This is a genomic window from Paenibacillus durus (assembly GCF_000756615.1).
Classification (GTDB): domain Bacteria; phylum Bacillota; class Bacilli; order Paenibacillales; family Paenibacillaceae; genus Paenibacillus_AQ; species Paenibacillus_AQ durus.
In genome coordinates this window covers 3082079-3105911 of the sequence record NZ_CP009288.1, presented here as the reverse complement: position 1 = coordinate 3105911, position 23833 = coordinate 3082079, and the positions used below count along the sequence as shown (strand labels likewise).

At 51.9% G+C, this 23833-nt stretch carries 21 protein-coding genes; 6 read left to right on the top strand and 15 right to left on the bottom strand.

Annotation, left to right across the window (positions count from 1 at the left end; all coding sequences use genetic code 11):
* Window positions 1-134: 134 nt before the first annotated feature.
* From PDUR_RS13360 to melA, 4 genes are all read right to left on the bottom strand, one after another.
* Entirely contained in the window at window positions 135-953 is an 819-nt protein-coding gene (locus tag PDUR_RS13360; protein ID WP_042206701.1) for an endonuclease/exonuclease/phosphatase family protein, read from the bottom strand.
* A gap of 44 nt (window positions 954-997) precedes the next feature.
* Complete coding sequence (locus tag PDUR_RS13355) at window positions 998-1882, bottom strand: cation diffusion facilitator family transporter (protein ID WP_042209343.1); 885 nt, start codon at window positions 1880-1882, stop codon at window positions 998-1000.
* 232 nt (window positions 1883-2114) lie between these two features.
* Window positions 2115-2930 carry a DUF2935 domain-containing protein gene (locus tag PDUR_RS13350; RefSeq protein WP_042206700.1) on the bottom strand — a complete coding sequence of 272 codons (816 nt, stop codon included), beginning with the start codon at window positions 2928-2930 and terminating at the stop codon, window positions 2115-2117.
* An 80-nt stretch (window positions 2931-3010) separates the two neighbouring features.
* The gene (gene melA / locus PDUR_RS13345; protein WP_042206699.1) at window positions 3011-4309 is read right to left on the bottom strand and encodes an alpha-glucosidase/alpha-galactosidase; all 1299 of its coding nucleotides are present in this window, start codon (window positions 4307-4309) and stop codon (window positions 3011-3013) included.
* 246 nt (window positions 4310-4555) lie between these two features.
* On the opposite strand from melA, the gene PDUR_RS13340 reads away from it, so the two are divergent.
* Window positions 4556-5413 (top strand): AraC family transcriptional regulator, encoded by an 858-nt coding sequence (locus tag PDUR_RS13340; RefSeq protein ID WP_042206698.1) that lies wholly within the window; start codon window positions 4556-4558, stop codon window positions 5411-5413.
* Window positions 5414-5468: 55 nt separating this feature from the next.
* Here PDUR_RS13340 and mnmH read toward each other — a convergent pair whose 3' ends face one another.
* Together mnmH and selD are read right to left on the bottom strand one after the other, a co-directional pair.
* The gene (gene mnmH, locus PDUR_RS13335; RefSeq protein WP_042206697.1) at window positions 5469-6542 is read right to left on the bottom strand and encodes a tRNA 2-selenouridine(34) synthase MnmH; all 1074 of its coding nucleotides are present in this window, start codon (window positions 6540-6542) and stop codon (window positions 5469-5471) included.
* A gap of 107 nt (window positions 6543-6649) precedes the next feature.
* Window positions 6650-7699, bottom strand: a complete 1050-nt coding sequence (gene selD / locus PDUR_RS13330; protein WP_042206696.1) for a selenide, water dikinase SelD — start codon at window positions 7697-7699, stop codon at window positions 6650-6652.
* A 166-nt stretch (window positions 7700-7865) separates the two neighbouring features.
* Between selD and PDUR_RS13325 the strand changes: the two genes are divergently transcribed.
* Entirely contained in the window at window positions 7866-8942 is a 1077-nt protein-coding gene (locus PDUR_RS13325; RefSeq protein ID WP_052410213.1) for a permease, read from the top strand.
* A gap of 112 nt (window positions 8943-9054) precedes the next feature.
* On the opposite strand, the gene PDUR_RS13320 is transcribed toward PDUR_RS13325, so the two are convergent.
* The 3 genes from PDUR_RS13320 to PDUR_RS27300 are packed head-to-tail and all read right to left on the bottom strand — an operon-like array spanning window position 9055 to window position 14422.
* A complete protein-coding gene (locus tag PDUR_RS13320; RefSeq protein ID WP_042206695.1) occupies window positions 9055-11250 on the bottom strand; it encodes a DEAD/DEAH box helicase in 2196 nt (731 codons plus the stop codon).
* Window positions 11247-12566 (bottom strand): ATP-binding protein, encoded by a 1320-nt coding sequence (locus PDUR_RS13315; protein WP_042206694.1) that lies wholly within the window; start codon window positions 12564-12566, stop codon window positions 11247-11249. Before PDUR_RS13315 ends, PDUR_RS13320 begins: the two co-directional genes overlap by 4 nt.
* An 8-nt stretch (window positions 12567-12574) precedes the next feature.
* Window positions 12575-14422, bottom strand: coding sequence for a TerB N-terminal domain-containing protein (locus PDUR_RS27300; protein WP_052410212.1), 1848 nt, complete (start codon window positions 14420-14422; stop codon window positions 12575-12577).
* A 122-nt stretch (window positions 14423-14544) separates the two neighbouring features.
* Here PDUR_RS27300 and PDUR_RS13305 point away from each other — a divergent pair, with 122 nt between their 5' ends.
* Complete coding sequence (locus PDUR_RS13305; protein ID WP_042209339.1) at window positions 14545-15351, top strand: alpha/beta fold hydrolase; 807 nt, start codon at window positions 14545-14547, stop codon at window positions 15349-15351.
* A gap of 49 nt (window positions 15352-15400) precedes the next feature.
* On the opposite strand, the gene PDUR_RS13300 is transcribed toward PDUR_RS13305, so the two are convergent.
* Together PDUR_RS13300 and PDUR_RS13295 are read right to left on the bottom strand one after the other, a co-directional pair.
* Window positions 15401-16612, bottom strand: coding sequence for an MFS transporter (locus PDUR_RS13300; RefSeq protein ID WP_042206693.1), 1212 nt, complete (start codon window positions 16610-16612; stop codon window positions 15401-15403).
* Between the two features lie 98 nt (window positions 16613-16710).
* Complete coding sequence (locus tag PDUR_RS13295) at window positions 16711-17445, bottom strand: DUF1836 domain-containing protein (protein WP_042206692.1); 735 nt, start codon at window positions 17443-17445, stop codon at window positions 16711-16713.
* 144 nt (window positions 17446-17589) lie between these two features.
* Here PDUR_RS13295 and PDUR_RS13290 point away from each other — a divergent pair, with 144 nt between their 5' ends.
* Window positions 17590-18912 (top strand): hemolysin family protein, encoded by a 1323-nt coding sequence (locus tag PDUR_RS13290; RefSeq protein ID WP_042206691.1) that lies wholly within the window; start codon window positions 17590-17592, stop codon window positions 18910-18912.
* Window positions 18913-19170: 258 nt separating this feature from the next.
* On the opposite strand, the gene PDUR_RS13285 is transcribed toward PDUR_RS13290, so the two are convergent.
* From PDUR_RS13285 to PDUR_RS13275, 3 genes are read right to left on the bottom strand one after another with little or no spacing between them, the layout of a single operon-like run.
* Window positions 19171-19698 (bottom strand): GNAT family N-acetyltransferase, encoded by a 528-nt coding sequence (locus PDUR_RS13285; protein ID WP_052410211.1) that lies wholly within the window; start codon window positions 19696-19698, stop codon window positions 19171-19173.
* Window positions 19699-19734: 36 nt separating this feature from the next.
* A complete protein-coding gene (locus tag PDUR_RS13280) occupies window positions 19735-20181 on the bottom strand; it encodes a GNAT family N-acetyltransferase (protein ID WP_233277372.1) in 447 nt (148 codons plus the stop codon).
* 12 nt (window positions 20182-20193) lie between these two features.
* Window positions 20194-20547 (bottom strand): VOC family protein, encoded by a 354-nt coding sequence (locus PDUR_RS13275; protein ID WP_025694385.1) that lies wholly within the window; start codon window positions 20545-20547, stop codon window positions 20194-20196.
* Between the two features lie 160 nt (window positions 20548-20707).
* On the opposite strand from PDUR_RS13275, the gene PDUR_RS13270 reads away from it, so the two are divergent.
* The gene (locus PDUR_RS13270) at window positions 20708-22054 is read left to right on the top strand and encodes a TrkH family potassium uptake protein (protein WP_042206690.1); all 1347 of its coding nucleotides are present in this window, start codon (window positions 20708-20710) and stop codon (window positions 22052-22054) included.
* An 86-nt stretch (window positions 22055-22140) separates the two neighbouring features.
* Here PDUR_RS13270 and PDUR_RS13265 read toward each other — a convergent pair whose 3' ends face one another.
* Window positions 22141-22404: a hypothetical protein gene (locus PDUR_RS13265; protein WP_042206689.1), complete on the bottom strand. Its 264-nt coding sequence runs from the start codon at window positions 22402-22404 to the stop codon at window positions 22141-22143.
* Between the two features lie 194 nt (window positions 22405-22598).
* Between PDUR_RS13265 and PDUR_RS13260 the strand changes: the two genes are divergently transcribed.
* Complete coding sequence (locus PDUR_RS13260; RefSeq protein WP_042206688.1) at window positions 22599-23831, top strand: aminopeptidase; 1233 nt, start codon at window positions 22599-22601, stop codon at window positions 23829-23831.
* Window positions 23832-23833 lie beyond the last annotated feature (2 nt).

Here is a 23833-nt window from a genome sequence, read left to right as displayed (position 1 = left end):
TAACGCAAAAATTGCCCGGCGAAAATTCGCCGGACAGAAAAGCAGTATGTATAGTCATGGCTTGTCGCTTAAGGGCGGCGGCCGTTTCCGCAGCGTGCCTGACAGCGGCATATACACTCCCTTAAGTTTCTGCCTTACAGCTCCACAGCTACCCCGAAATGATCCGAGACGACCGCTCCCCGAATGCCGTTCATGACGACATGGCAGGACTTGGCCCGCAGCGGCCGATTGGAGAAAATATAATCAATGCGCAGCTTGCTTTTATTGTCGTCCCAGCCCTTGATGGCCTTGGTGACAGTGGCTCCGTCATCTTTAGCGGAAGCGGTGGCATATAGATCATGCCAGCCTTTTTCAATAACATAATCATAGCCTTCGTTCCGAATCTCCGCCACATTGTTGAAGTCGCCCATGATAAATACCGGCAATTCTTTCAGTGTGTCCAGTTTCGTCTGTGCGGCATCCCATTGCCTTCGAAAAGGCTCCTCTTCATCATTCCACCAGCCGAAATGACCGCTTACAAACCAGGATTCCTCCCCGTCAATCTCTGCTTTGACGCCGACAATCTTCCGTGTGCGGTAGTTCTCATAGTCTCTTATAACCGAAACGTACTCACTGAAGGCGCTGGTGATTGGCTTGCGCGTCAAGATCGCCAGACCCTCGTCGTACTTTACAAATCCCGTATGTACCGGTATCCATGTCCAATAATAGGGGATACCGAGTTTTTGCAGCAAAACGTAGGCGTAATTATCCTGACTGATCACCGTTTCCGGTTCGGCCTGGACAAAACGGTCCAAAGACACTGCGGACAACGCTTCTTCGCCCTTCGACTGATTGACCTCCTGCAGAGCGATAACATCGAACTGCTGCTCCCTGATATAATCGGCCAAGTCTTCTATTTTCCGAAGCTGGTCGGTTTCCATCCATGCGTGGGTGTTCAGCGTCATTATTTTCAAGACTAATCCCCTAGCTTTCTCTATTTTTTATGTAGACACTCTTTTTAAGCTTTAGCTATTTTTGCTGGCTCATAATGAACATGGACTTCATAAACATCAGAATTACTCTTTAATTCATCTTCCACCCGTGTTGCGATTTCATGAGCTTCTTGAAACTCCAGTTTTGCTCCAACAAGCAATACAACATCTACGACTGCATTGCTTCCGTAATTTCTGGCTCTTATTTCTTTAACACCCTCTACTCCGTTTACTTTCAATACGGTTTCTTTGAATGATTGAATCATATTCTCATCAAAACCGTCAGTTAAATAATGGGATGCTTCACAAAAAATTTCCCAAGCCGTTCTACAAATGATGAATCCAACCGCAACAGCCGTAAGCGGATCAAGCCAAGGCAATTTAAACTGGGAGCCGATGATCCCAATTACCGCTCCAATACTCACAAATGCATCAGATATATTATCTTTAGCCGCAGCCATAACGGCTTGACTGTTTATTTTGAGTGCCAATTTTTTGTTGTATCGATATACACAGTACATTACAATTGCGCAGAATATCCCTGTCCATGCGGAAATGAGATCAGGAGACTGCTGCTTTCCAAGAAACATTGAAATAACAGCCTCGTAAAGCACCTGCAACCCTACAGCCATCATGATAAAAGAAGCCATTAAAGAAGCTACGGTTTCCGATTTCCAGTGTCCATACGGATGATCTTCGTCTGCTGGTTTCCGTGCTAATTTTAAACCAATTAAAACGGCAATGGATGCAACAATATCCGTCGCATTATTCAGACCATCCGCCTTCAAAGCTTCAGAGTTAGCTGCATAACCAATAATTAATTTTGAAGCAGATAAGCAGATGTAAGCGATAATACTAACTATTGCTCCACGCTCACCTAATTTCAAGTTATCGTACCTTTGCTGATCCATTCTAAGATAAAGCCCCTTCCAATTCGCTTTCATACCTGCTTATAGTATCAGTCTGGGTATAAGTGGGTCTAGAGAAACGTTGTTTCGTTAAGGTTAATAAATAAAGACAGTCAAACAAAGTTGCCTACGCGAAAAATGTTTGCGCTATGCAAACCTGACGATTTCCCGCCCACAAAAAAAAGACGAGCCGATTTCAGCGCGCCTTTTTTTTCCTATAGTACGAACCAAATAATTAATGCAGAATTTCCCTCTTGTTTACCTTAGCACCCGATAAGGCTTGATCGAACATATCGAGAATGAAGAGAAACCGTTCGGCTTCGCGAAATACGTGATCCGCTAATAAAGGATGAATAATACTTTTTATCCGGCATTCATCGATTAAATCGCGTGCTGTTTTCTTGAAATCGCGCAATGATTTTACGGATACCTTGTTTTCATCAACAAATTGACTTAGCAGCGGAACAGTTTGAGATTGAGGACGCATAGAACTTAGATCAATCGCCTGGAATACCAGTTTATCAAAATCATTGCTAAATTCCCGCGCTTGATCGACCAATTTCCGTTCAGATGGGTCAAGCAAATGACCAATAAATTTTGCATGATCGGCCATAATCTTTAAGAAAAAGACATTTTCATCGATAATCGCATCGGGTAAGGGTTCGAGTCTCCCCGTATTAAGTTCTTCTAAGCGGTTTCTGAAATAATTGGCTTCCCGGCTAATATGATCCACCAGTAAAGGGAAGTTTGTTTGTCCGGGAAGTTTACATTGCAGGATCAGGCCTAGCACCATTCTTTTAAAAGCCCAAATATTAGTCGCCGCAATAGCCACTTCTGTATTAAAATTTTGGATTGTGTGCGGATCTGCATTAGGCTGAAATTCATGGGATCTTCGCTCAATATCCTCAAAAATCGCGTAAAACCGGTCTGCTTCTTTTTTAAGCTGAGTATCCTCTGCTCTAAATCCTAACCCAAGAAACAATGAATGCTCCTTCATGATCCTGGACCAAAATCGTATTTCATCTAACGACCGGGCGACGAATTCATCCAAGCATATCCCTCCTTTGCAGAAAAAATCACTTGTTTTAGGGATATGGGATTGCATTGTCCATTATGACTTTTCTTGAAATATCAATTATAGTTTGGGAGCCAATCTCCATGAGCAGCAATTAGATCATCACACATACTTACGATATCATCCATGGACAGCTCAGCTGCTGTATGAGGGTCGAGCATCGCCGCATGATAGATATGCTCTTTCTTGCGCGTTATCGCCGCTTCGATCGTCAGCAGCTGGGTATTGATATTCGTGCGGTTCAGCGCCGCAAGCTGAGGCGGCAAGTTTCCGATAAAGGTCGGCTGGATTCCGCTGCGGTCCACCAGACAAGGCACCTCTACGCAAGCCTCCCTCGGCAGGTTGGTGATGAGGCCGGTGTTCATGACATTGCCGCCGATTTTGTAAGGAACGTTCGTCTCGATGGCTTCCATGATATATGACGCATACTCATGCGAGCGCTCATGCTCCAGATTGCGGTTATTCACCAACTCCTCGCGCATATGCTCCCAGCGTCCGATCTGCTCTACGCAGCGGCGCGGATATTCGTCCAGCGGAATCTGAAAGCGGTCGATCAGCTCAGGATAGTTCCGCTTGATAAAGTACGGGTGATACTCCGACGTGTGCTCCGACGATTCCGTATTGTAATAGCCGAACTTCTGCATAATCTCGTAGCGGACCATGTCGTTATGCGGTTCTTTTTGCTTCTCGGCGGCCCGTCTTTTGATTTCCGGATACAGGTCCTTGCCGTCTTTCGTAACCTCCAGCAGCCATGCCATGTGGTTAATCCCGGCGATTTTCGCCTGCACTCCTTCCTGCTCGATGCCCAGATGCTCGAACAGATGCGGCACGCATACCTGCACGCTGTGGCACAGGCCGACGGTCCGCACACCGCCGTACGTATTCATCACATTCGTGAGCACGGCCATCGGGTTCGTATAATTTAAAAAGAGAGCGTCCGGACACACTTCACGGATATCCGCTGCAAAATCGAGCATAACCGGGATGGTGCGCAGGTTGCGGAAAATGCCGCCAATGCCGACGGTGTCGGCAATCGTCTGACGGAGGCCGTATTTCTTCGGAATCTCAAAGTCGGTGATGGTGCAGGGATCGTAACCGCCCACCTGAATGGCGTTGATGACGTATTTGGCTCCGCGCAGCGCCTCTTTGCGGTCGGAGTAGGCTTTGATTTCACAGGTGCTGCCGCCGCTTTGCTTTAAATTGAGCAGCATATTCTCGGAATCCGACAGACGGCGGGAATCAATATCGTACAGCGCCAACTCAAACCCTTGAAGCGCCGGTGTAGCCATGCAATCTCCTAATACATTTTTGGCAAAAACCGTGCTTCCTGCTCCGATAAATGTAATTTTGGACATCGATTCTATTCCTCCTTGTGTTGGGACGATTGCTGCCGCTCAGCGCATATTCTTTCTGGTAACTATTGAAAAAACCTATGGATAATGCAGCTTTGTACTGCGGCTTCGTTCCCTCTCTTCACAATTTACTATAGAGCAGAGCCGATGGAATTTATATGGAGGAATAAAAGGAACATATGGAGGTTTGTCGTATATTTATGATAAAGTTGTTGTTAAGAGCACCTATCTCTCAAGCTGGAGGAATCAATGAATCCGGATCATTATCAATTTGAAATCAGCATTAACCTGCATCCTAGCGAGGGTGAGTTGACTGTTCTTTTTAGCGGAGAAGGCAGTCCCAAACCCGGCCACAAAGTCGGCCCATCCGTCCATGACTATTATTTAATTCATACCGTGCTTTCCGGTGAGGGTGTATTTGTAAGCGAAGGGCGTAAATATTTATGTCAGGCGGGGGATTCGTTTCTCATTATGCCGGGCAGCTTGTTCAGCTATGAATCGGACCGGCGGACGCCTTGGCAGTATGTGTGGGTGGCGGTCCAAGGAGATGGTGCTTCACGGCTGCTTAAGGAAGCGGGATTTTCTCAGGAGAAGCCTGTGTTAAAAGGTGCTGACCCCTGGGCTCTTCATTCTTTCTACCGGCGGATTAAGCATTCTTTCAAGCAATCGCCCTTTCCCGAACTGGAAAGTCTGGAAGCATCGGGCTGGCTGAGGCTGCTGATCCATAGACTAGGACTTGCGAGCAGAGACTTGCGGGACACGGCCGCACAGCATTCGGAAATGATCGACCGCCAGGTTGAACAGGCCAAACGCTGGATCTCGCTTCAGTATCATCAGCAGCTCGGCATCAGCCAGATGGCTTCCTCTCTGGGGTATCACCGGGCCCATTTCTCCAAAGCTTTCAAGGAACGGACCGGTCTATCCCCGAAGCAGTATCTGATGAAAATCAGGATGGACAAAGCAAAAGAACTGCTGGAAAGCAGAGTCTTGACGATTGATGAAGTGTCATCGTCCGTCGGCTTTAACGATGCGCTCTACTTTTCCAAACAGTTCCGTAACTGGTGCGGGCAGTCTCCAAGCGAATACCGCAGCGGGTTTATGCGTTAAATGCCGTCCGATTGGCAAGGCGATGCGCCAGCCACACGGCAAACGCGGCCGCTGTCTATACCTGCAGCTTCCAATTTCCTCGACTGGAAGACTCGGGGTGACGTTCCCGCAGCCAATTGGTTACCGCCGCTTCCGCCTCATCCAAATGGTTGACTTTGAACGTTACCTTCTCAGACTCGCCGTACAAGAGGGATGTATAATCGTATTTCGGATCATAGTAATGCTCCAGCAGCAGCAGGACCGCGTTCTCGAAGTTTCCTGCTACCAGGCTCCGGTCAATCTCCGCCGCGACGGGCACATGAATACGGGATTTAATTCTGCGAAATGCTGTCAGGAGTTCCTCCTGATGCTCTTCTGGGCGATAGTCCTTCATGATCTGCGCCACCCGGGATTCAAGCGGCATTTCAATCCAGAGCTGAGTACCCGTCTCTTTCTGCCGGCCCATAAACGGCGGCATCACTGCCTTGCCAATCCGCATGCTCTCCGCCTCGAACAGTACATACGGAGAATGTTCAAGCGTGATCAGCTTCTCCAGCAGCAGACTGTCAAAGGTCTTTTGATTATTCGCCTGGAGTCCGACCTGTCCGAAAATCGACCCCCGGTGTCCGGCGATGCCCTCCAAATCAATCACTGGATAGCTGTTACGCTGAAGACGGTGCAGCAGCGCCGTTTTTCCAGTCCCGGTGTTCCCGTGGATAATATAGGAATGCGGCTTGAAATTATAGGACTCCAGCGATTCCATCACCCATTTCCGGTACGCTTTGTAGCCGCCGGTCAGACGGTTGACGTGAATATCCATCAGGGAGAGCAGGGTCGCCGTCGTCCGGCTCCGCATGCCGCCTCTCCAGCAAAATACCGTCTTGTCCCCGGGGATTTCAGCGAATTGCCGTATGAAAACCGGAAGCTTAGCGGAGACAAGCTCCAGCCCGCGGTCTTTTGCCGCCTGAACGCTCGTCTGCTTGTACAGGGTGCCGACCTCAGCCCTTTCCGCATCGTCGAACAGCGGAATGTTGAGACTGCCCGGAATTGTGGAATCTCTGTACTCGGAGGGGGAACGGACGTCGATGATCGTCATCTGTTTGCGGTCTTGCAGCGCCCGAAGCTGTTCGAGTGTAATATCCTGAAACAATAGTCTCTCTCCTTCTTGTATCCTGCTGTGAATGCGATCAAAGGCCGCTTAGGGGCATCCGGCTCTGTTGCTCCTGCCCCTCGGCTTAAGTTGCTTGCACCGGACTTTTATATGACCGTAATCTGTCCCGGGTGCTCGGCGGTGACTTCTCCAATCATTGCGGCTTCAACTCCTGCGGCTGCAAGATCACGCAGCAGCGCTTCGCTGTCATGCCCGGCGACAGAGATCAGCAGTCCTCCCGAGGTGACGGCATCACATAAAATATAACGGCCAATTAGATCCAGCGATTCCGGATAAATAATCGTACCTTCCAGATGGGCGTAATTGTTGCGGGTTCCTCCTGGAACGAAGCCCTGCTCCGCCAGCTCGCGGACTCTCGGCAGCACCGGAACGGCTTCCCTGCGGATCACGAGTCCGCTGCCGCTTCCCTTGGCCATTTCCGAGGCATGTCCGAGAAGTCCGAAGCCCGTTACGTCCGTGCAAGCGTGGACTTCATACGAGCTCATGACTTCGGCTGCCGTCTTGTTTAATGTGGACATGACCGCTGTCAGACGCGCGGTTTCTTCGGGTGACAGCTGGTTTTTCTTAATCGAAGTTGTCAGGATGCCGACCCCGATCGGCTTGGTCAGGATCAGCTTGTCCCCCGGACGCGCGGCGGCATTGGTCCGCACTTTATCGGGATGGACGAGTCCGGTAACGGCAAGACCGAATTTGGGCTCCTTGTCATCAATGGAATGGCCGCCGACCAGCGTAGCGCCCGCTTCACTTACCTTATCCGCAGCGCCGCGAAGTATATCGGCCAGAATGCTCTTATCCAGTGTGGAAATGGGAAAAGCGACGATATTAAGCACGGTCAGCGGCTTGCCGCCCATAGCGTAAATATCGCTCAGCGCATTGGCGGCGGCGATTTGACCGAAGGAATACGGATCGTCAACAATCGGTGTAAAGAAATCGACCGTCTGCACCAGCGCCAGTTCATCGCTCAGACGATACACTCCCGCATCATCGCTTGTGTCGAGTCCGACGAGCAGATCGGGATTCGGCACCGATTTCGGCAAATTCCGGAGAACCTGCATCAGATCGGCGGGGCCGATTTTGCAGCCGCAGCCTCCCTTGGAGGATAACGAGGTTAATTTAATAGGTTCGGCAAGAGACATTGAAGGGACAACTCCTTATATTCGAAGTATTCATGAAATGGAAAACAATAGCACCTTCTATATTACACGATCCTAACAATATTGCGCAAAATAGTGCTTCCCTTACGACCTTATTATGCTATAATTATGAAATTTGAAATAAAAGGATGGGGGTTTATTCGCTGCTATGTCACCAGTAACAAACAGTACTACGTATTCCAATCAACCAAAGGATTATAAAGCCATCGTATTTACGGTCATCTTTCTTCTCATTGCCGTGGCCGGACTCTCCTATGTCAAATGGTGGCCCTACTATCACAAAGCGTTTAAGGCTGCTGCCGAGCATTCTATCGGTTCTTCCATTTTGACCGGCAAAGAAGCTGCGGCTCCCGCACCTTCGCTGCAAGCTGCTTTGGATTATGCTATAGCGTATTTCAGATCCGTATGGAAAGCCGCTGTGCTCGGTATTCTGCTCGGTTCGCTTGTACAGGTTCTGATCCCGTCCAAGTGGCTGCTGCGGGTTCTGGGAAAAGCTAACTTTAAAAGCACGGCGATCGCGGGACTTGCTTCTCTGCCCGGCATGATGTGCTCGTGCTGCGCCGCACCGATCGCTGTCGGCCTGCGCAAGAAAAACGTATCGGTTGGCGCCACGCTTGCTTTCTGGATCGGCAATCCCGTCTTGAACCCGGCAACGCTCATTTTCATGACCTTTGTGCTGTCCTGGAAATTTACACTGATGCGAATCGTATTTGGGCTGATTCTTACGTTTGGCGTCAGCTACTTGGCTAATAAATTCGCCGGGACCGCACAGGTTCCCGATACGCTGGCTAAACCTGCCATGGAAGCTCCCGCGCCGCAAGGCCCGCTGCTGCTCCGTTGGGCTGCCGCTGCCGGAAGAATGCTTCTGGCCGTTGTACCTGCCTATATCATTACGGTTCTGCTGCTGGGAGCGGCACGGGCATGGATGTTCCCGTCACTCGGAGCCGGAATTACCAGCGGCATTCTTGCCGTTCTGGTCTTCGCCATCGCCGGCACACTATTTGTCATTCCGACAGCTGCGGAAATTCCGATTATCGGAACCTTTCTTTCCTTCGGATTCGGCACGGGCGCTGCGGGAGCGCTGCTCGTGACACTGCCGGCTATCAGCCTGCCGTCGCTGCTTATGGTTTACCGCTCATTTCCGCGCCGGGTTGTATGGTTTGTCTTCTTCTCCGTCGTTGCAGCCGGTATTCTCGGAGGCGCTGTAGGCGCGGCAGTACTATAGGCACGGCAGTGCTGTAACAGACTCGGATGTATAGATAAATAATCCTTTTGCAAAAACTCCCTTCTGCTGTTTACCAGCCGATTGGGAGTTTTTTAGTGATCTTGGAGTAAGATTAGTTCAGCCGCCAACGCTGCACCATCTCATGGAAGCCCGGGACATCCAGACCGTCCAAGGAAAAAGCTTTGCGCAGCAGGTCTTGGGGAATCCACTCGTCGTATTTGCCCAGGTATGGGGCTTCGCCCGGCGCCAGCAGCGCAAGCGGGTCAAGCCCGCCGGCGCTCGCTTCCATGATGGAAGCCTCCAGCCAGTCGGCGTCCGCTTTTCCGGCGACGACCATGTAGTACGGCTCCATCGGCACTACCGAGCGCAGCCCCAGCGGACGCGTCAGCTGATGCTTCAGCAGCCGCTCCAGCGTGCGGAACGTCCGGCTGCCCGCCCAGGGCAGAATGAACAGCGAGTCGCCGCCCGCCGGAAGCACGGAGCGCTGAAGCAGCCCGCTCTCCCGCGCCAGCCGCCTTGCCCGTTCGAGCCGGGCCGCCGCTCTCGGCGCGAGATACGGGTACAGTGCCGTATCACCGAGAATGTCCCGGATTTTGGTCATAATCCGGGTATGCACATCACCGCCCGCGCCAAGCCACAGCGTATCGACCTTGCCGCGTGACGACTTCACATATACCGCCTTGTGGCGGTTGTCGACCTCTTCCACCTTCCACAGCTTGCCAGCCAGCGTAAAGCAGTAACCCGGCGGAGGCACGGTTGTAATCGAGCCGATTTCCTCTGTCCCGTTATATACGACATGCTCCTCATCGTCCTTGAAGACGGCCAGGAAGCGGAAATTGTTGACGATTTTCTCTCCGGCAAGCCCGATCAACAGACTGCCTTCGTCCATTTGCTCAATCTGTCCCATTCCTAGCTGATAGGCCATAAAGGCATCATAATCATCTTCGCTGAACCCTTGAAAAGAAGGGAGCGAGAGAACAGCATCGCGGAGATCCTCCGGCTCAGCCTCGCCCATGCTCTTCAGGATGCTCATCGTCTGATGGTACAGCAGACCGACCGGCATTTGCCGGACCATCAGCGGCTCGACCCATCTCTCCCGCACATAGAGCTCGGTAACGGCGATTGCCCGGAGCAGCGTCCAGGGCATGCGCGCCGGCAGCTGCGCTTCCTCGTCTTCTTCCTCCGGCGTGACGAACATCATCTCCGCCGCGGCGTCGCCGCGCCGGCCTGATCGGCCCAGCCGCTGCACGAAGCTGGAGCAGCTGTACGGCGCCCCGAGCTGCATCACCCGCTCCAGCTGGCCAAGGTCGATGCCCAGCTCCAGCGTGAGCGTCGCTGCGGCAACTGCCGCACCGGGGCCTTCGCGGAGCGCGGCCTCGGCCTCCTCCCGCAGCATCGCGGAAATGCTGCCGTGGTGGACGTGGAACACGTCCGGCTCCTGGCGCTTCGCCGCGATGCGCCTCATTTCAAGGATTGCCGTTTCCGCATCGGTTCGGCTGTTGGTGAAGACGAGCGCTTTTTTGAGCCGGGTATGGTCGTAAATATAGTCATAATACGCCTTGCGGACAAGCTCCAGCTGCTCGGACTGCTTCTCATCCCTGGCATCGGGAAACGAAAAATGCTCAATGCTTAAGCGCAGCTTCCTTCCGCCCTGCGGCGCGGATACCTGCACCTGCTCCCGCGTGCCTGCGGCAAGCCAGCGCGTAGCGGTGCCATAATCGCTGAGCGTAGCGGACAGCCCGATCCGGCGCGGCGAGCAGCCTGCCATACGGGAGATCCTTGCCAGGAGGCTGAGCACCTGGATTCCCCGGTCGGCGCCCATAAAGGCATGCACTTCGTCAATAATGACAAAACGCAGATCGCCAAAAAGCGCCGGAATGGCATTCGGGCGGTTCATCAGCAGGCCCTCCAGCGACTCGGGGGTAATCTGGAGCACACCGGACGGATTCTTCATCAGCTTCGTCTTCTCCGCCTGCGGCACATCGCCATGCCAATGCCAGACGGGAATGCCGCCCTCCAGCAGCAGGTCGTTCAACCGGGCAAATTGGTCGTTGATCAGCGCTTTGAGCGGGGCGATATATAGTATCCCTACCGAAGAAGAGGGATTCTCGTAAAGTTCGGTCAGCGCAGGGAAAAATGCCGCCTCCGTCTTGCCGGATGCGGTTCCCGATGCAATCAGCAGATGATCAGGCGATTCCAGCACCACCCGGCAGGCATCCACCTGCGCTTCGCGGAGCGTCTCCCAGCGGTTTTTATAAATAAACTCCTTAATAAACGGCGCAAGCCGGTAAAACGGATTATCGCTCATAGCTCAAACTCCGCCAGCAGATCGTCCATCGATGGGTCCTTGCCTTCATCGGATTTGCCGGTCCGTTCTCCGACCAGGCTCGCAAACGAGGCTTCCGGATTGCCGTACAGCGTATGCAGCAGATCCATAAAATCGCGCACGAGCTCGCGGGGCGTCAGAAGCTCATCCGCTCCCAGCCTCGACGAGGCTTCCTCCATAAAATGCACGAGCTGATCGTCTGTCAACGCGGACGGATAGCCGTAATGCAGCGCATGAATATCCCGAAGCCGTTGCAGCAACACTAGAATCTCCTCGGAAGACAGCATATCGAGCGGAATGATCGGCCCCGAGAAATTACTCGGAGCGGCGGCTCCGTACCTTCCGGCCACTAGCCTAGACCGCAGCGCCTCGTAGCTGAACAATCCCCGGCGGTGATCCTCGACAAATTGCGGCGTTCCGCCAAGAAATATCCCTAGATGCTCCGCCTTGCCCTGCATCGTGTCATTGAACATGGTGAGCAGCTTCTCATAATTGCTCTGCCTTGAAACGCTGTTCGTGATCTTGTAAAGGTTGACCCCTTCATCGATGAACAGCAGCAGCCCCTTGTAGCCAATGGCTGCGGAGAATTCCGCCCACAGCTTCATATATTCGTACCAGTTGTCGTCATCGATAATGACGCCGACCCCCAGCGCCTTGCGGGATTCCGTGCGTGTAGCGAATTCGCCGCGAAGCCAGCGCAGCGCCTCCTGCTTAAGGTCTTCATCTCCAAGCTTGTGGCCGTTCCAGTAAGCCGCCAGCACCTTGGCGAAGTCGAAGCCATGCACAAGACTGCGCATATCCGATGCAACGGCATAAATTTCTTTCTCGACTTCAGCGGCAAAAACCGGATTCCCAGGGTCGATCCCCTGTTCCTGCATAATCTTCTGCTGAAGAGAAGAGATCCATTTCTGCAGCACGGCTTCCAGCGCTCCGCCGTCCGGGCGGGTGCGGGTGGACAAGTGGCTCATTAGCTCCTTATAAGTTGCCAGTCCTTGTCCCTTGGTGCCGACGAGTCTGCGCTCGGGAGACAGATCCGCGTCGGCAACCGCGAAGCCGCGATCCATCGCATAGTTGCGGATCATTTGCAGCAGAAAGCTTTTGCCGCTGCCGTATTTGCCCGTAATGAGCTTGAAGGCTGCGCCTCCTTCAGCAATGTTGTCAAGATCGCGCAGAATCGATTCGATCTCCGCGCGGCGGCCGACGGCGACATGCTCCAGTCCGATTCGCGGAACAACGCCTGCCGTAAGGGAATTGACCAGCGCCGTTGTCATTCTTTTTGGGATTTTAAGTTCGTTCATTTCGGGTCTCACCTCTTAAAAAAGTGCAGCATGGATGCGTATTCGGGCGACAGCTCTTCGCCGTCGATTAGCAGGTCGCCAAGCAAATCCATTGCGATTTCGTTAATTTCATCAATTAGCAGGTCGGGCAGCGCCGCGTGGGCGGCGGCTAATCTGTGCAGCGCAGCCGGACCTTCCGGTCCGGACAGAGCCAATACAGCTTCACGCTGCAAAGGACTAAGCGCGCCGGCCAATGATTCCCATTCGTTTCCAGACGCTGAGGTCGTATTCTGCGGTCCGCCAAGCGCTGCAAGCCCGTCGGCAACGGTCTCGCTGCCCTCAGGGATGCTTGTCACTGTCTCACTCGCAGCCCCGCACCCAGATACCTGAAGCTCCTCAGCCAGCTGCTTTTCGGGAACCCTTGCCTCATCGTCGGAAGACTGTACTTCGCTTATTCGTTCCCATTCTTTTTCTTTACCGTCCTGTTTATGAAGTTCCCATACGTCAGGTCCGTCCACTGTTAGCAGGTCTGTCACAGGCCATTCAACCGAGGGCTTCTCCTCAGCCGGCTCTTCCACCGTCAGCAGTTGACGGACGGCATCCGAGTCGCTGCGCAGCTGTTCCAGCCTGTCCTGATCTATGACAATGTCCGGCCCTTTCTCTTCCCGCTCCGCCTTGCGGAATTCCCGTTCAAGGAATTTGCTGACCAGCTCCTCGATGTCTTTGTCGATAGAAATCCCCTTCAGGCGGCCCCGAAAGTCCATCAGCGCGCGCAGCTTATTCTCCGTAAGCCGGAACAGCCGGGTAACCAGGCTCCGCAGCGGCGGCGATTTGCTGATACGGACCACCGGAACGAGGATGGAATAGCCATACAGGGAAATATCATAGACGGCGCTGCGGAATAAGTAGCGTTCCCTTGTCACCGGAGGGTCCGAGGGGAACATTTCAAGCAGCGATGTGCCGTGCTTGCGCCTTACATAAGCGTCGATCAGAGCAATTACCTGCGGAAGAAAGCGCTCCAGCACTTCATTTCCGGGACCCGTGTAGAACTTTGATTTGGTTATGTCATAGTCAGACATCAAGGACAGCGCGGGTAAAGTCAGCTGCTCCGGCGCGGACGTAAGGCAGCGCGCCAGCTCCAGCTCCGCCAGGTCTCCGCCCAGCCCCTTGGCCCGGACGACAATTTTCCGCAGCGGAATATTCAATTCGTGGATAAAGGAGAAATCCGCAATCCAGCCGCCGAGATAATGATCCAGACGCTTGAAGGTGCCCCGGTAAGCTTCCCATAACCCGGATAGCTGTTCATAGCCGTCCTGCGGCGTATCCCAGCCGACACCGTTAATCAGCTCATATACATGCAGAAAAATATAAGACAGATCGGTTTCGGGATAACGGCCGTGCCGAACTTTATTCCGCCAATAAAAGTACCATTTCGTCTGCGGACCGGTCATGTGCCCGTAGGTTGGCCAGTAGCTCTTGAACTTAACAAATTCCGCTGACGCCTCGGTGTAATCGGCCAGCTCTCTAGCGCGCTCTACGAACTGGCTTTCCGTCGTAGCCGGCCGGGAGACGGCAACAGGTTTCCGGTGTTCGCCCTCTTTTGAATATAAAGTCTCGTCCCTTCGGGGCACAGCCGCACCAATACGCCCGCTTCGCTTCTCTTCGCGGCGCTCGGGAAGCGCCAAGTCCCACAGCTTCAGCTGTTCGGGTCTCTCAGGCAGACTCCGGCTTTTTTTCGCCAAGCTCCGGTTCTTGTCCGCTTCATCCGCTTGTTTCACTTCCTCCGCCCGAACGTCTTCACGCGAAGGCACTGCCATATTTTTTTCATCGCCTTCCCAGACTAGCTCCGAGAAATGCGGCTTGTCGTCATAGCTCATCGATCCATCCCGCTCCATTACCGGCAGTCCAAGAACCGCCTATATAGTTCTTCCCATTATATCATGAATTATATGATATGCTTCCTACTATGGGAACGTTTATTCGGATTATAATGATGGATATGAAAAAAACAAAAATCCACAGAAACATTGTGAAGTTGAAGAACGTCGAACTGTTTTATTTTGATACCAGAACCGAAGGGCCAGCGATACTTTGTCTTCATGGAAGATGGGGAAGAGCGGAAACCTGGGTTGATTTTATTGAGCACTATGGGCAGCATTACAGAATTATCGCACCGGATCAAAGGGGACACGGATTGAGCAGCAAACCTATTTCGAAATATACGGCTGAAGAAATGGCTGAGGACATGATTGAGCTACTAGATTTTTTAAAGATAGATTCAGTCATTGCAGTAGGCCATTCGATGGGCGGACGAGTGGCTGGGTATTTAGCAGCGTTATATCCGAAGTACGTAAAAGCATTAGCTATACTTGACAGATCCGCATCCGGACCAGCCAATCCAAACACGCCGCCGTTAGATCAAATCCCAACCACTGATCCTTTGACCAAGGATTGGCCATTACCATTTTCCAGCTTAACTGAAGCCCAAGATTTTATAAGGCAAGCCATGGATTCGAGTTTGAGCTATCAATATTTCATAAATAGTTTGACTGAAACGGCAGAGGGATATCAGATGATGTTCAGTTCACAGGCGATGGCTGCCAGCATTGCGTATGATGAAGATTGGTTCCATCTATTACCGAGCCTAAAGTGTCCGGTGTTGTTAATTAGGGCAAAAGGCAACGATGCAGTATCTGACGAAGATTTTGTTAAAATGCAATCACTAATCCCAAATTGCCTCGCCCGTGAAGTATCGCATCCCGACCACAATGTTCATTTAGGAAACAAAGAAGTGTTTTATGGATAATTTGATGAATTTTTGAAAAAAATATAAGTTTCACTCCATTGATCCAAACCTACATCAGATCCGTACCTTTCGTTTCCTTACCCAGAAACAGCACGGCTATGGCGCCTACGATAATCGTAGCGAAGAACAGCAGGAAAATGGATGAAATCCCGACGGATTGTCCAACAAGAACACCGACAAGCAAGGGAGCGATAATGCCGCCGATCCGGCCAAATGACGCGGCCATTCCGACTCCCGTCGAGCGGACAGCTGTAGGATACAGCTCCGGTGTGTAGGCATACATTCCGCCCCATGCGCCCAAATTGAAGAACGACAGGCAGATCCCTGCGGCAATCAGCATCCCCTCGGATGAGGCGAAGCCGAACCAGGCTGCGCTGACAGCAGTAAAGAACAAGTAGACGACAAGCACGAATTTGCGCCCGAACTTCTCAATGAAGTAAGCGGCGGTAAAATAACCGGGAAGCTGCGCCAGCGTCATAATCAGCGTGTATTCAAAGCTCCGGACAAGGCTAAAGCCTTTGAGCACCATCACCGAAGGCAGCCATAGGAACATCCCGTAATAAGAAAAGACGACCGTAAACCACAGTATCCAGAGCATAACGGTTGACTTGCGGTAGTCTGCCGACCATACCGAGGCGAACCGCGTCTTGAATGGAACGGGCGCCTTGCGGATTCCTGCAAACCGGGGAGAATCGTCGATAGCCCGCCGGAGATAAAGGGCATACAGGACCGGAACCGCTCCGATTACGAGTGCCAGCCGCCAGCCGTATGACGGGATAACGAAATAAGCGATCAGCGCGGACGCAATCCAGCCCAGCGCCCAGAAGCTTTCGAGCAGAACGACCGCCCGGCCCCTCTCCGCAGGCTCGACGCTCTCGGATACGAGCGTGGATGCGACGGGAAGCTCGCCGCCAAGCCCGAAGCCTGCGATGAAACGCAGCACGCACAGTATGGCAAAACCTGCGGCCAGTGCCGACAAGCCGGTGGCTGCCGAGAAGATGACCAACGTCCAGAGCAAAATATTTTTCCGTCCGTATTTGTCGGCCAATATGCCCGCAGCCGCCGCGCCCGCAGCCATTCCGAGCGAGTTGATGCTGGTCAGCAGGCCGATTTGTTCCGATTTAAGGCTCCACTCCTTGGCAAGTGCCGCGACGACAAAAGATATCATGCCAACGTCCATCGCGTCGAACATCCAGCTCAGGCCCGCGCTGAAGAGCAGCTTGCGCTGCTTCTTGCTTGATAGCAATGTATTTGCTCCCATCTTTATTTCCCCCCATCTTTATTTCCCTCTCTGTTCCCTCTTCGTAATTGTATATAATCTTCCCTATTTGGATTGAAACCTGTCATTATATAGCCGCACTAGAAATCCAAAAACAGGGAGGCATTGAAATACTGCTTGGCCAGCGTCTGAAAATAACAGGCTTGAACCGAGACCGCAGCGACTAGAAGCGAGTTTCGTACGGTTTCCCTTTGTGGGCGGTTCAGATGGGATAGCCGCTTTACAGCCTTCTCGGCGGCCTTGGCCAATTCTTCGCACCCCCAAGGCTTGTCCTGTTGATGTCCGGCGCTGTCTCTGTTCTCTTCAAACAATGAGGCATAGGCGCCGTACAATTGAACAGGCTCAAGCAGATCGTCGTCGTCCCGTTCCGGCTTTAGGAATAGCATGCGGAAGAGCCGGTTAATACTCCGGAAGTCGAGTGATGATTTGAGATCGTCGATCATGAACAGCATGGCCGCCTGGTTGATCGAATACTTTTTCCCTTCAAGCGGCGCGCCCAGATATTCTTTGAAATCTCGTTTCACCCAGTTCTGCATAGCGGTAATGGAAATTGTGGAATACTCTATTAGCGCTCCGAGCGCGGCAATTTCCTGAAGGGATAGACCTTTGGCCTTCCCGCCTTTGATTATTTTTTGCAAAATCGCCGGAATATTTGTAGATAAGAACGCGTTAAGTGATGACCCCTCTCTCATCATCCGTTGATGAAGCTTGGTCAATGCTTCCTGCAAAATATTCAGCGGAGTAGACCCAGACGTTCCGGTAAGCGAAAGCAGAAGCGCGGACATTTCAGCTCGGGTCAATGTAAAGGATTCCATCTCCATCAGCCCTCCTTAGATCATGGAATTCATATTTAATGCAGAAGATTTGAATTATGACCGAAAAGTTCGTACAATAAGTTCATATGAACTCATAATTTGAGTATAACCTATTTTACGAAGGAAAGGGATGGTACCGATTATATGGGTATAGGACTTAGTTTGACGTTGGTGGCCGTTTTGATTATTTTTACCGCTTTTTTTGTAGCTACGGAATTTGCAATTGTACGACTGCGGGGAAGCCGGATCAGCCAAATGGTGCTTGAAGGACGCAAAAATGCGATTGCTGTTCAAAAGGTTTCCGCCAATCTGGACGGATATTTGTCCGCCTGCCAGCTTGGCATCACCATTACTGCCCTAGGCATCGGTGCACTTGCGGAGCCCGCGTTTGAGCAGCTGCTCTATCCGTTCTTCCACTGGGCCGGCGTCAGCAGCGAATTTAGCCATGTCCTGTCGTTCGTGCTTGCATTCTTTATTGCGACATTTCTGCATGTCGTTATGGGGGAACTCGCACCGAAGACCGCAGCTATCAACAAAGCCGAAGAAATCAGTCTTTTGACCGCCAAACCGATTATCTGGTTCTATCGTATCCTGTTTCCTTTTATCTGGCTGCTTAACGGTTCTGCCACTCTTCTCGTTCGCCTGTTCGGGATGAAGCCGGCAAGCGAACATGAAGAGGCGCACTCGGAGGAAGAAATCCGTCTGATCCTGTCCGAGAGCTATGAGAGCGGCAAGATCAACAAAGCCGAATACGGCTATGTCAACCGCATTTTTGCTTTTGATGAAATGCTGGCCCGTGAAATCATGGTTCCGCGTACCGATATGGTTTGCCTTTATACCAATAATTCGCTGCAAGAGAACCTGGATATTATCCGGAAAGAGCAGTATACCCGGTTTCCGGTGGCGGATGGCAACAAGGACAACATCGTCGGGATGGTCAATACAAAGCAATGGTATCTCGAATATGACAATAATCCCGATTTCAATTTCAAAGACCTTATTCACCCTGTCCTAACCGTTTCCGAAGTAACGCCTGTTAAGACACTCTTGACGCGCATGCAGAGGGAACAAGTGCATATTGCCCTCCTGCTTGACGAATACGGCGGAACCTCCGGACTGATTACGATTGAGGACATTCTGGAAGAGATCGTCGGCGAGATTCGGGATGAATTTGACGCAGATGAACGCAAAAATGTGGAAAAGCTCGGCGAATCCCATTACTTGGTGGACGGCAAAGTGTCTCTTCCCGAGGTGCGTCAGCTGACCGGCCTGGATCTTGACGATGACGAGGTGACCACGATCGGCGGATGGCTGTACAGCCATCTTGAAGAGCCTGCTGTCGGCAAAGAAATCACAGAGGGGGACACCACGCTTATCGTCCGTGAAATGAACCGTCACCGCATCCGCAAGGTGGAGATCGCGGTTCGGTCAACCCACGAGGAGACAATGGAAGAATCTCTTACGTAAAAGTCTGATCAGCGTTCTAGCAGGCAATGATAAATGCGGCCCATTCTCGCTTTAGAGGGGGGCCGCATTTTTTAAAATATAAGACTTTATAAGCCTGAGCGCTTATCATTTTGTCTTATATTTCTACGAGAAACGGTACCGTCCCTAAAAGGACGGCGAAGCCGTTTCTTCTTGGTTAGTCCCTCATGTCCTTTCATCCGATATCAGCAGGCCGGTCAGCCAATCCTCTGCTCCCGGGTTGACGGTGAACCGCCCATCCTATGTATTCTCCTGTGCAGCGAAGCCGATAATTTTGCTCATATAGAGTTCATCCACCCAAGCGCCGTCTACTTTAAGCGACTTCACTTTGGTCCCCTCGGCGGTGAAGCCGCATTTGGTGTACAAGGCAATGGCCCGCTCATTATGCTTCATTACCGTAAGCTCCAGCCGAACGAGACCAGCCTCTTCCGCCCTGGCAATAAGCTTCCGCAGCAGTCCGCTGCCCACACCCATTCCCTGATACCGCTTCAGCAGCCCCATTACGAGATAAGCGCTGTGACGGTTGCGGTTTACGCTGCCTCCTCTGGCTGAAACATAGCCCGCCAGCTGTCCGTCCACCTCCGCTCCGATCAGTTTGGATGTCTTGGACCTTACAAATCCTTCGATCATGTCCTGAACCTGCCGCAAGTCGGTTTGCCGCTCCCCAGGTTCCAATAGCATAAAGGCTGTTTCTTTATCCATACTGTGCTGCAGACGAAGAAGCTCCTCGGCATCGCCGGGAACCAGCTCCCTAAAAGTTACTTTCACCAGTGTACACTTCCCATCGATTAATCATCTGTCATTTTAGAGATATTTCTTAAAAAGCTTGCTTCCTTCCCCATCATAGTCGAGCGCGGTGTAAAAGAGATGGGCTTCCCCTCTTCGGGAAGCACTGGAGAGCATGATTTTGAGTGCGCTGCGGTCCACTGCTGTCTGCTCGGCATGACTCATTAAAGCCGCGCCGCAGCCTTTTCCCTGCATTTCCGGCGATACAATCACCCTTTCCACAACAGCAAAAGGGCGGTTGCCGCTGAGCGCATCCATACAGAGATGCAGATGCACGGTGCCTATAATCCGGTTATCTTCCTCGCATACGAACAAGAAGCTGTCAGGATTCGCCGCTATTTGGTTTATTCGCTCGGGCAGTACTTCAATACCCGGATGATCCGGGAGCAGCAGACGGTACAGCGTCTCAACCCCGCGGGCGTCCTCCGGGACCGCTTCCCTGATGAAGAAGCTTTTTTCGATCAACCAAAAGACCTCCTAGCTGCGGCAGATCATCAGCACATTACCGTCCGGGTCTCTGAAGTTGAACCAATGATCATGCTCAATATCGGTTAGTATCTCGGCTCCGCTCTGCTTAACAAAATCATAGGCGGCGTCAATATCGTTGGTATTCAGGTGAAATAACGGCGTATTCAGCACGCTTTCCATTGTGAAAATTTTGCTGTCAAGCACAATGGCAGGTCCATCCATCGGGATCACGAACAAATGTCCGAACAATATTTCATCGTCAAGCGGTAAACCTAGAAGACGGCAATACCATTCTTTTGACCTCTCAATATCGCTGACCGGAACAAAAACAGCACCGATTTTGTTTAGGATGGGACTGTTCACTGTCATTACCCCCTTTGAAAGATGGGAATTGGACATTCCTAATGTAACTTTCGATATATTAATGTCATTTCCTCCCGTTTGCTTAGGGGAAGCGCATAATATTATGATATAATTTGTCACAATGCATGGACCAACACACTGATACCCGGGAGAATGACCTATGGCCAATCTATCCTACGGCGGGCTGCATCTGACTCCGCCCAAAATTCTTGCACTCGGCTTTATTGTGCTAATCATCGCGGGAACCGTACTGCTGTCTCTTCCCATTTCATCGGCGAACGGCCGTATTTCCTGGATCGACGCGCTGTTTATGGCGACCTCCGCTACATGCGTGACCGGGCTTGCCGTTATCGACACAGGCACGGGACTTACCACCTTCGGCCAGATTGTGCTGCTCGTACTGTTCCAGTTCGGGGGCCTTGGCTTCGTGACGATGGCGACGCTGGTTACGCTTGTTCTTAATAGACGGATATCGCTTAAAGAGCGGCTGTTGCTGCAGGAATCGATGAACCAGAACTCCATACAGGGGATCGTGCTCCTCATTCGCCGGGTTCTGATTTATTCGCTTGTGATCCAGCTTGCCGGAGCGTCCGTGCTGGCGCTAAGGTTTCTAAAGGACATGCCGGCGGGCAAAGCAATATACTACGGGATATTCCACAGTATTTCGATTTTTAACAATGCCGGCTTCGACCTCTTTGGCGATGTGCATGGTCCGTTCAGCGGATTGACGCGGTATGCGGAAGATCCGGTGGTTAATATCACAGCGATCCTGCTTATTTTTCTGGGCGGCATCGGCTTTATTGTATTGTCCGATGTGATTGATTTCCGCAAACGGAGGCGGCTTACTCTGCACTCCAAAGTGGTTCTGTGGACCTCGCTTATTCTGATCGCTGCCGGTGCGGCATTATTTTTCTGGCTGGAAATCTATCATACGCTGAGGCCGCTGCATCCCGGCGGAAAGGTGATGGCTTCCTTTTTACAAGCACTTACTCCCCGTTCCGGCGGGGTCACGACTATTGATATATATAAGCTTAGAGAATCCACTCAATTCCTGATTATTCTGCTAATGTTCATCGGCGCAGCCCCGGGCTCAACCGGCGGGGGGGTCAAGGTGACGACTTTCGCCCTGCTCATCGCCGCCGTGTACTCGCGTATTCGCGGAAAAGAGGATGTTGTTCTGTTCCGGCATCGTCTGTCCAAGGAGAACGTCTACCGGGCCATAACCATGACGCTGCTCTCCCTACTCCTTGTGATGACCGCAACGATGCTCCTGTCCATCACCGAGAAAGCCGATTTCCTTGCGGTCATGTTCGAGGCGGTGTCCGCGTTTGGAACCTCAGGGCTTACCATGGGACTGACAACGGAGCTTACGACCATCGGGAAGATTCTCATCATTATTCTTATGTTCATGGGACGGACCGGACCGCTGACGCTGGCTTATGCCCTCAGGCCGACCAAAGGCAAGGAGCTGTACCGCCATCCCGAAGGACATCTTATGATCGGATAGTTAATACGACGGCGGGCGAACCGCCGTTTTTTCTTTTGTTTGCCCGCTTACTTCAGCATGATCACTCTATTGTTCTCCGCTGTTCCCTATCCCTCCGCGTCCAGAGCCGCATCCAGAAGTTGGTCAAACAGGTCGTCATCTTCCTCAAGCCGTGAATCCAGCTCCAGAAACTGCTCCTCGCTGCCGGATTCACCCGCAAAGCTCAGGCTGTAATCCCATTCTTTGCCCTTTTTGCTGAAGAACGTAATCTCATAGCTGGCCGCATGGCCCTCCAGACTGAATACAGTTCTCCCTACATAATTTCCTTCCTCATCGCGGCGCATGGCCGCTTCCGTAACGACTACGCTCATGCAGCTTCCTTCCTTTCATTAGTTCGGGGAATCCCAAGCAATACTTGGCTAGAGCTTCGAAATCCTTTTTCAGTATATCATTGTTGCCCGCCCAAATCCCGTTTTACAGCCCTAATTGACTTTTTTCATCCGGCGGTTAATAATTTAGTACAATACTTGATAAGCTTAATTTGGAAATAGATGGAGGAAATGTTATGACTGAATTTGAAGCAAAACTCTCCAAATACGCCGACCTGGCCGTGAAAATAGGCGTAAACGTGCAGCCAGGGCAGGCGCTTGTTGTAAATGCTCCCATAACCGCCGCGGAGTTCGTCCGTCTGATTGCGGCCAAGGCGTATGAGGCAGGCGCCAGCCAGGTCAAAGTGAACTGGAGTGACGAACGGATTACCCGCCTGCAATTCGAACATGCCGCGCCTGAGGTCTTCTCCAAAGCGCCGACATGGTATGCAGGTGAAATTACCGAATTTGCCGAGAATGGTGCGGCTGTATTGTCGGTCATCGCCGACGATCCGGATGCGCTGAAAGGGATTGACCCGCTGCGGATTGCCGAATATCAGAAGACCCGGGGAGCCGCCTTGTCCAAGTACCGCGAATTTATTATGTCGGACAAAATTAGCTGGAGCATCGTCGCCATTCCTTCCCAGGCCTGGGCCGACAAAGTGTTTCCGGACGTTCCTGCCGAAGAACGGGTGAACAAGCTGTGGGAGGCGATATTCCACACCGTGCGTCTGGACCGTGAAGACCCCGTAGCAGCCTGGCAGGAGCATCTGAACATGCTGGAAGAGAAGGCGGCCGTACTGAATGCCAAGAAATACAAGAAGCTTCATTATGTCGCTCCGGGCACAGACCTGACCATCGAGCTTCCGGTAGGTCATTTGTGGGCGCAAGGGGACAGCACTAACGAGAACGGCCACACCTTCGTTGCCAACATGCCTACAGAAGAACTGTTCACGGCGCCGCTGAAGACCGGCGTCAACGGGACCGTCCGCAGCACGAAGCCGCTGAGCCACGGCGGGAATATTATCGACGGCTTCTCGCTCACCTTCGAGAACGGAAGAATTGTCTCGGTATCTGCCGAGAAAGGACAGGAAACGCTGGAGCATTTGATCAACTTGGACGAAGGCGCCAAATATTTGGGCGAAGTGGCGCTTGTCCCCCACCATTCCCCTATTTCGGAATCCAATATTTTATATTACAACACCTTGTTTGACGAAAATGCTTCGAACCATCTCGCGATCGGTACCGCGTACGCGTTCTGTCTGGAAGGCGGCAAGAGCATGACGCAAGAACAGCTTGAAGAGCGTGGTCTCAATACAAGTGTTACGCATGTCGATTTTATGATCGGCTCTGCAGAGATGAACATATTCGGCATCACAAATGACGGAACGGAAGAACCTGTATTTCTGAACGGGAATTGGGCGTTTTAATC

Excerpts from the sequence above, each read along its gene's own strand:
- PDUR_RS13355 (WP_042209343.1), bottom strand. The coding sequence starts at position 1,882 with ATGGATCAGCAAAGGTACGATAACTTGAAATTAGGTGAGCGTGGAGCA.
- melA (WP_042206699.1), bottom strand. The coding sequence starts at position 4,309 with ATGTCCAAAATTACATTTATCGGAGCAGGAAGCACGGTTTTTGCCAAA.
- PDUR_RS13340 (WP_042206698.1), top strand. The coding sequence starts at position 4,556 with ATGAATCCGGATCATTATCAATTTGAAATCAGCATTAACCTGCATCCT.
- selD (WP_042206696.1), bottom strand. The coding sequence starts at position 7,699 with ATGTCTCTTGCCGAACCTATTAAATTAACCTCGTTATCCTCCAAGGGA.
- PDUR_RS13325 (WP_052410213.1), top strand. The coding sequence starts at position 7,866 with ATGTCACCAGTAACAAACAGTACTACGTATTCCAATCAACCAAAGGAT.
- PDUR_RS13320 (WP_042206695.1), bottom strand. The coding sequence starts at position 11,250 with ATGAGCGATAATCCGTTTTACCGGCTTGCGCCGTTTATTAAGGAGTTT.
- PDUR_RS13315 (WP_042206694.1), bottom strand. The coding sequence starts at position 12,566 with ATGAACGAACTTAAAATCCCAAAAAGAATGACAACGGCGCTGGTCAAT.
- PDUR_RS27300 (WP_052410212.1), bottom strand. The coding sequence starts at position 14,422 with ATGAGCTATGACGACAAGCCGCATTTCTCGGAGCTAGTCTGGGAAGGC.
- PDUR_RS13305 (WP_042209339.1), top strand. The coding sequence starts at position 14,545 with ATGAAAAAAACAAAAATCCACAGAAACATTGTGAAGTTGAAGAACGTC.
- PDUR_RS13300 (WP_042206693.1), bottom strand. The coding sequence starts at position 16,612 with ATGGGAGCAAATACATTGCTATCAAGCAAGAAGCAGCGCAAGCTGCTC.
- PDUR_RS13295 (WP_042206692.1), bottom strand. The coding sequence starts at position 17,445 with ATGGAATCCTTTACATTGACCCGAGCTGAAATGTCCGCGCTTCTGCTT.
- PDUR_RS13290 (WP_042206691.1), top strand. The coding sequence starts at position 17,590 with ATGGGTATAGGACTTAGTTTGACGTTGGTGGCCGTTTTGATTATTTTT.
- PDUR_RS13270 (WP_042206690.1), top strand. The coding sequence starts at position 20,708 with ATGGCCAATCTATCCTACGGCGGGCTGCATCTGACTCCGCCCAAAATT.
- PDUR_RS13265 (WP_042206689.1), bottom strand. The coding sequence starts at position 22,404 with ATGAGCGTAGTCGTTACGGAAGCGGCCATGCGCCGCGATGAGGAAGGA.
- PDUR_RS13260 (WP_042206688.1), top strand. The coding sequence starts at position 22,599 with ATGACTGAATTTGAAGCAAAACTCTCCAAATACGCCGACCTGGCCGTG.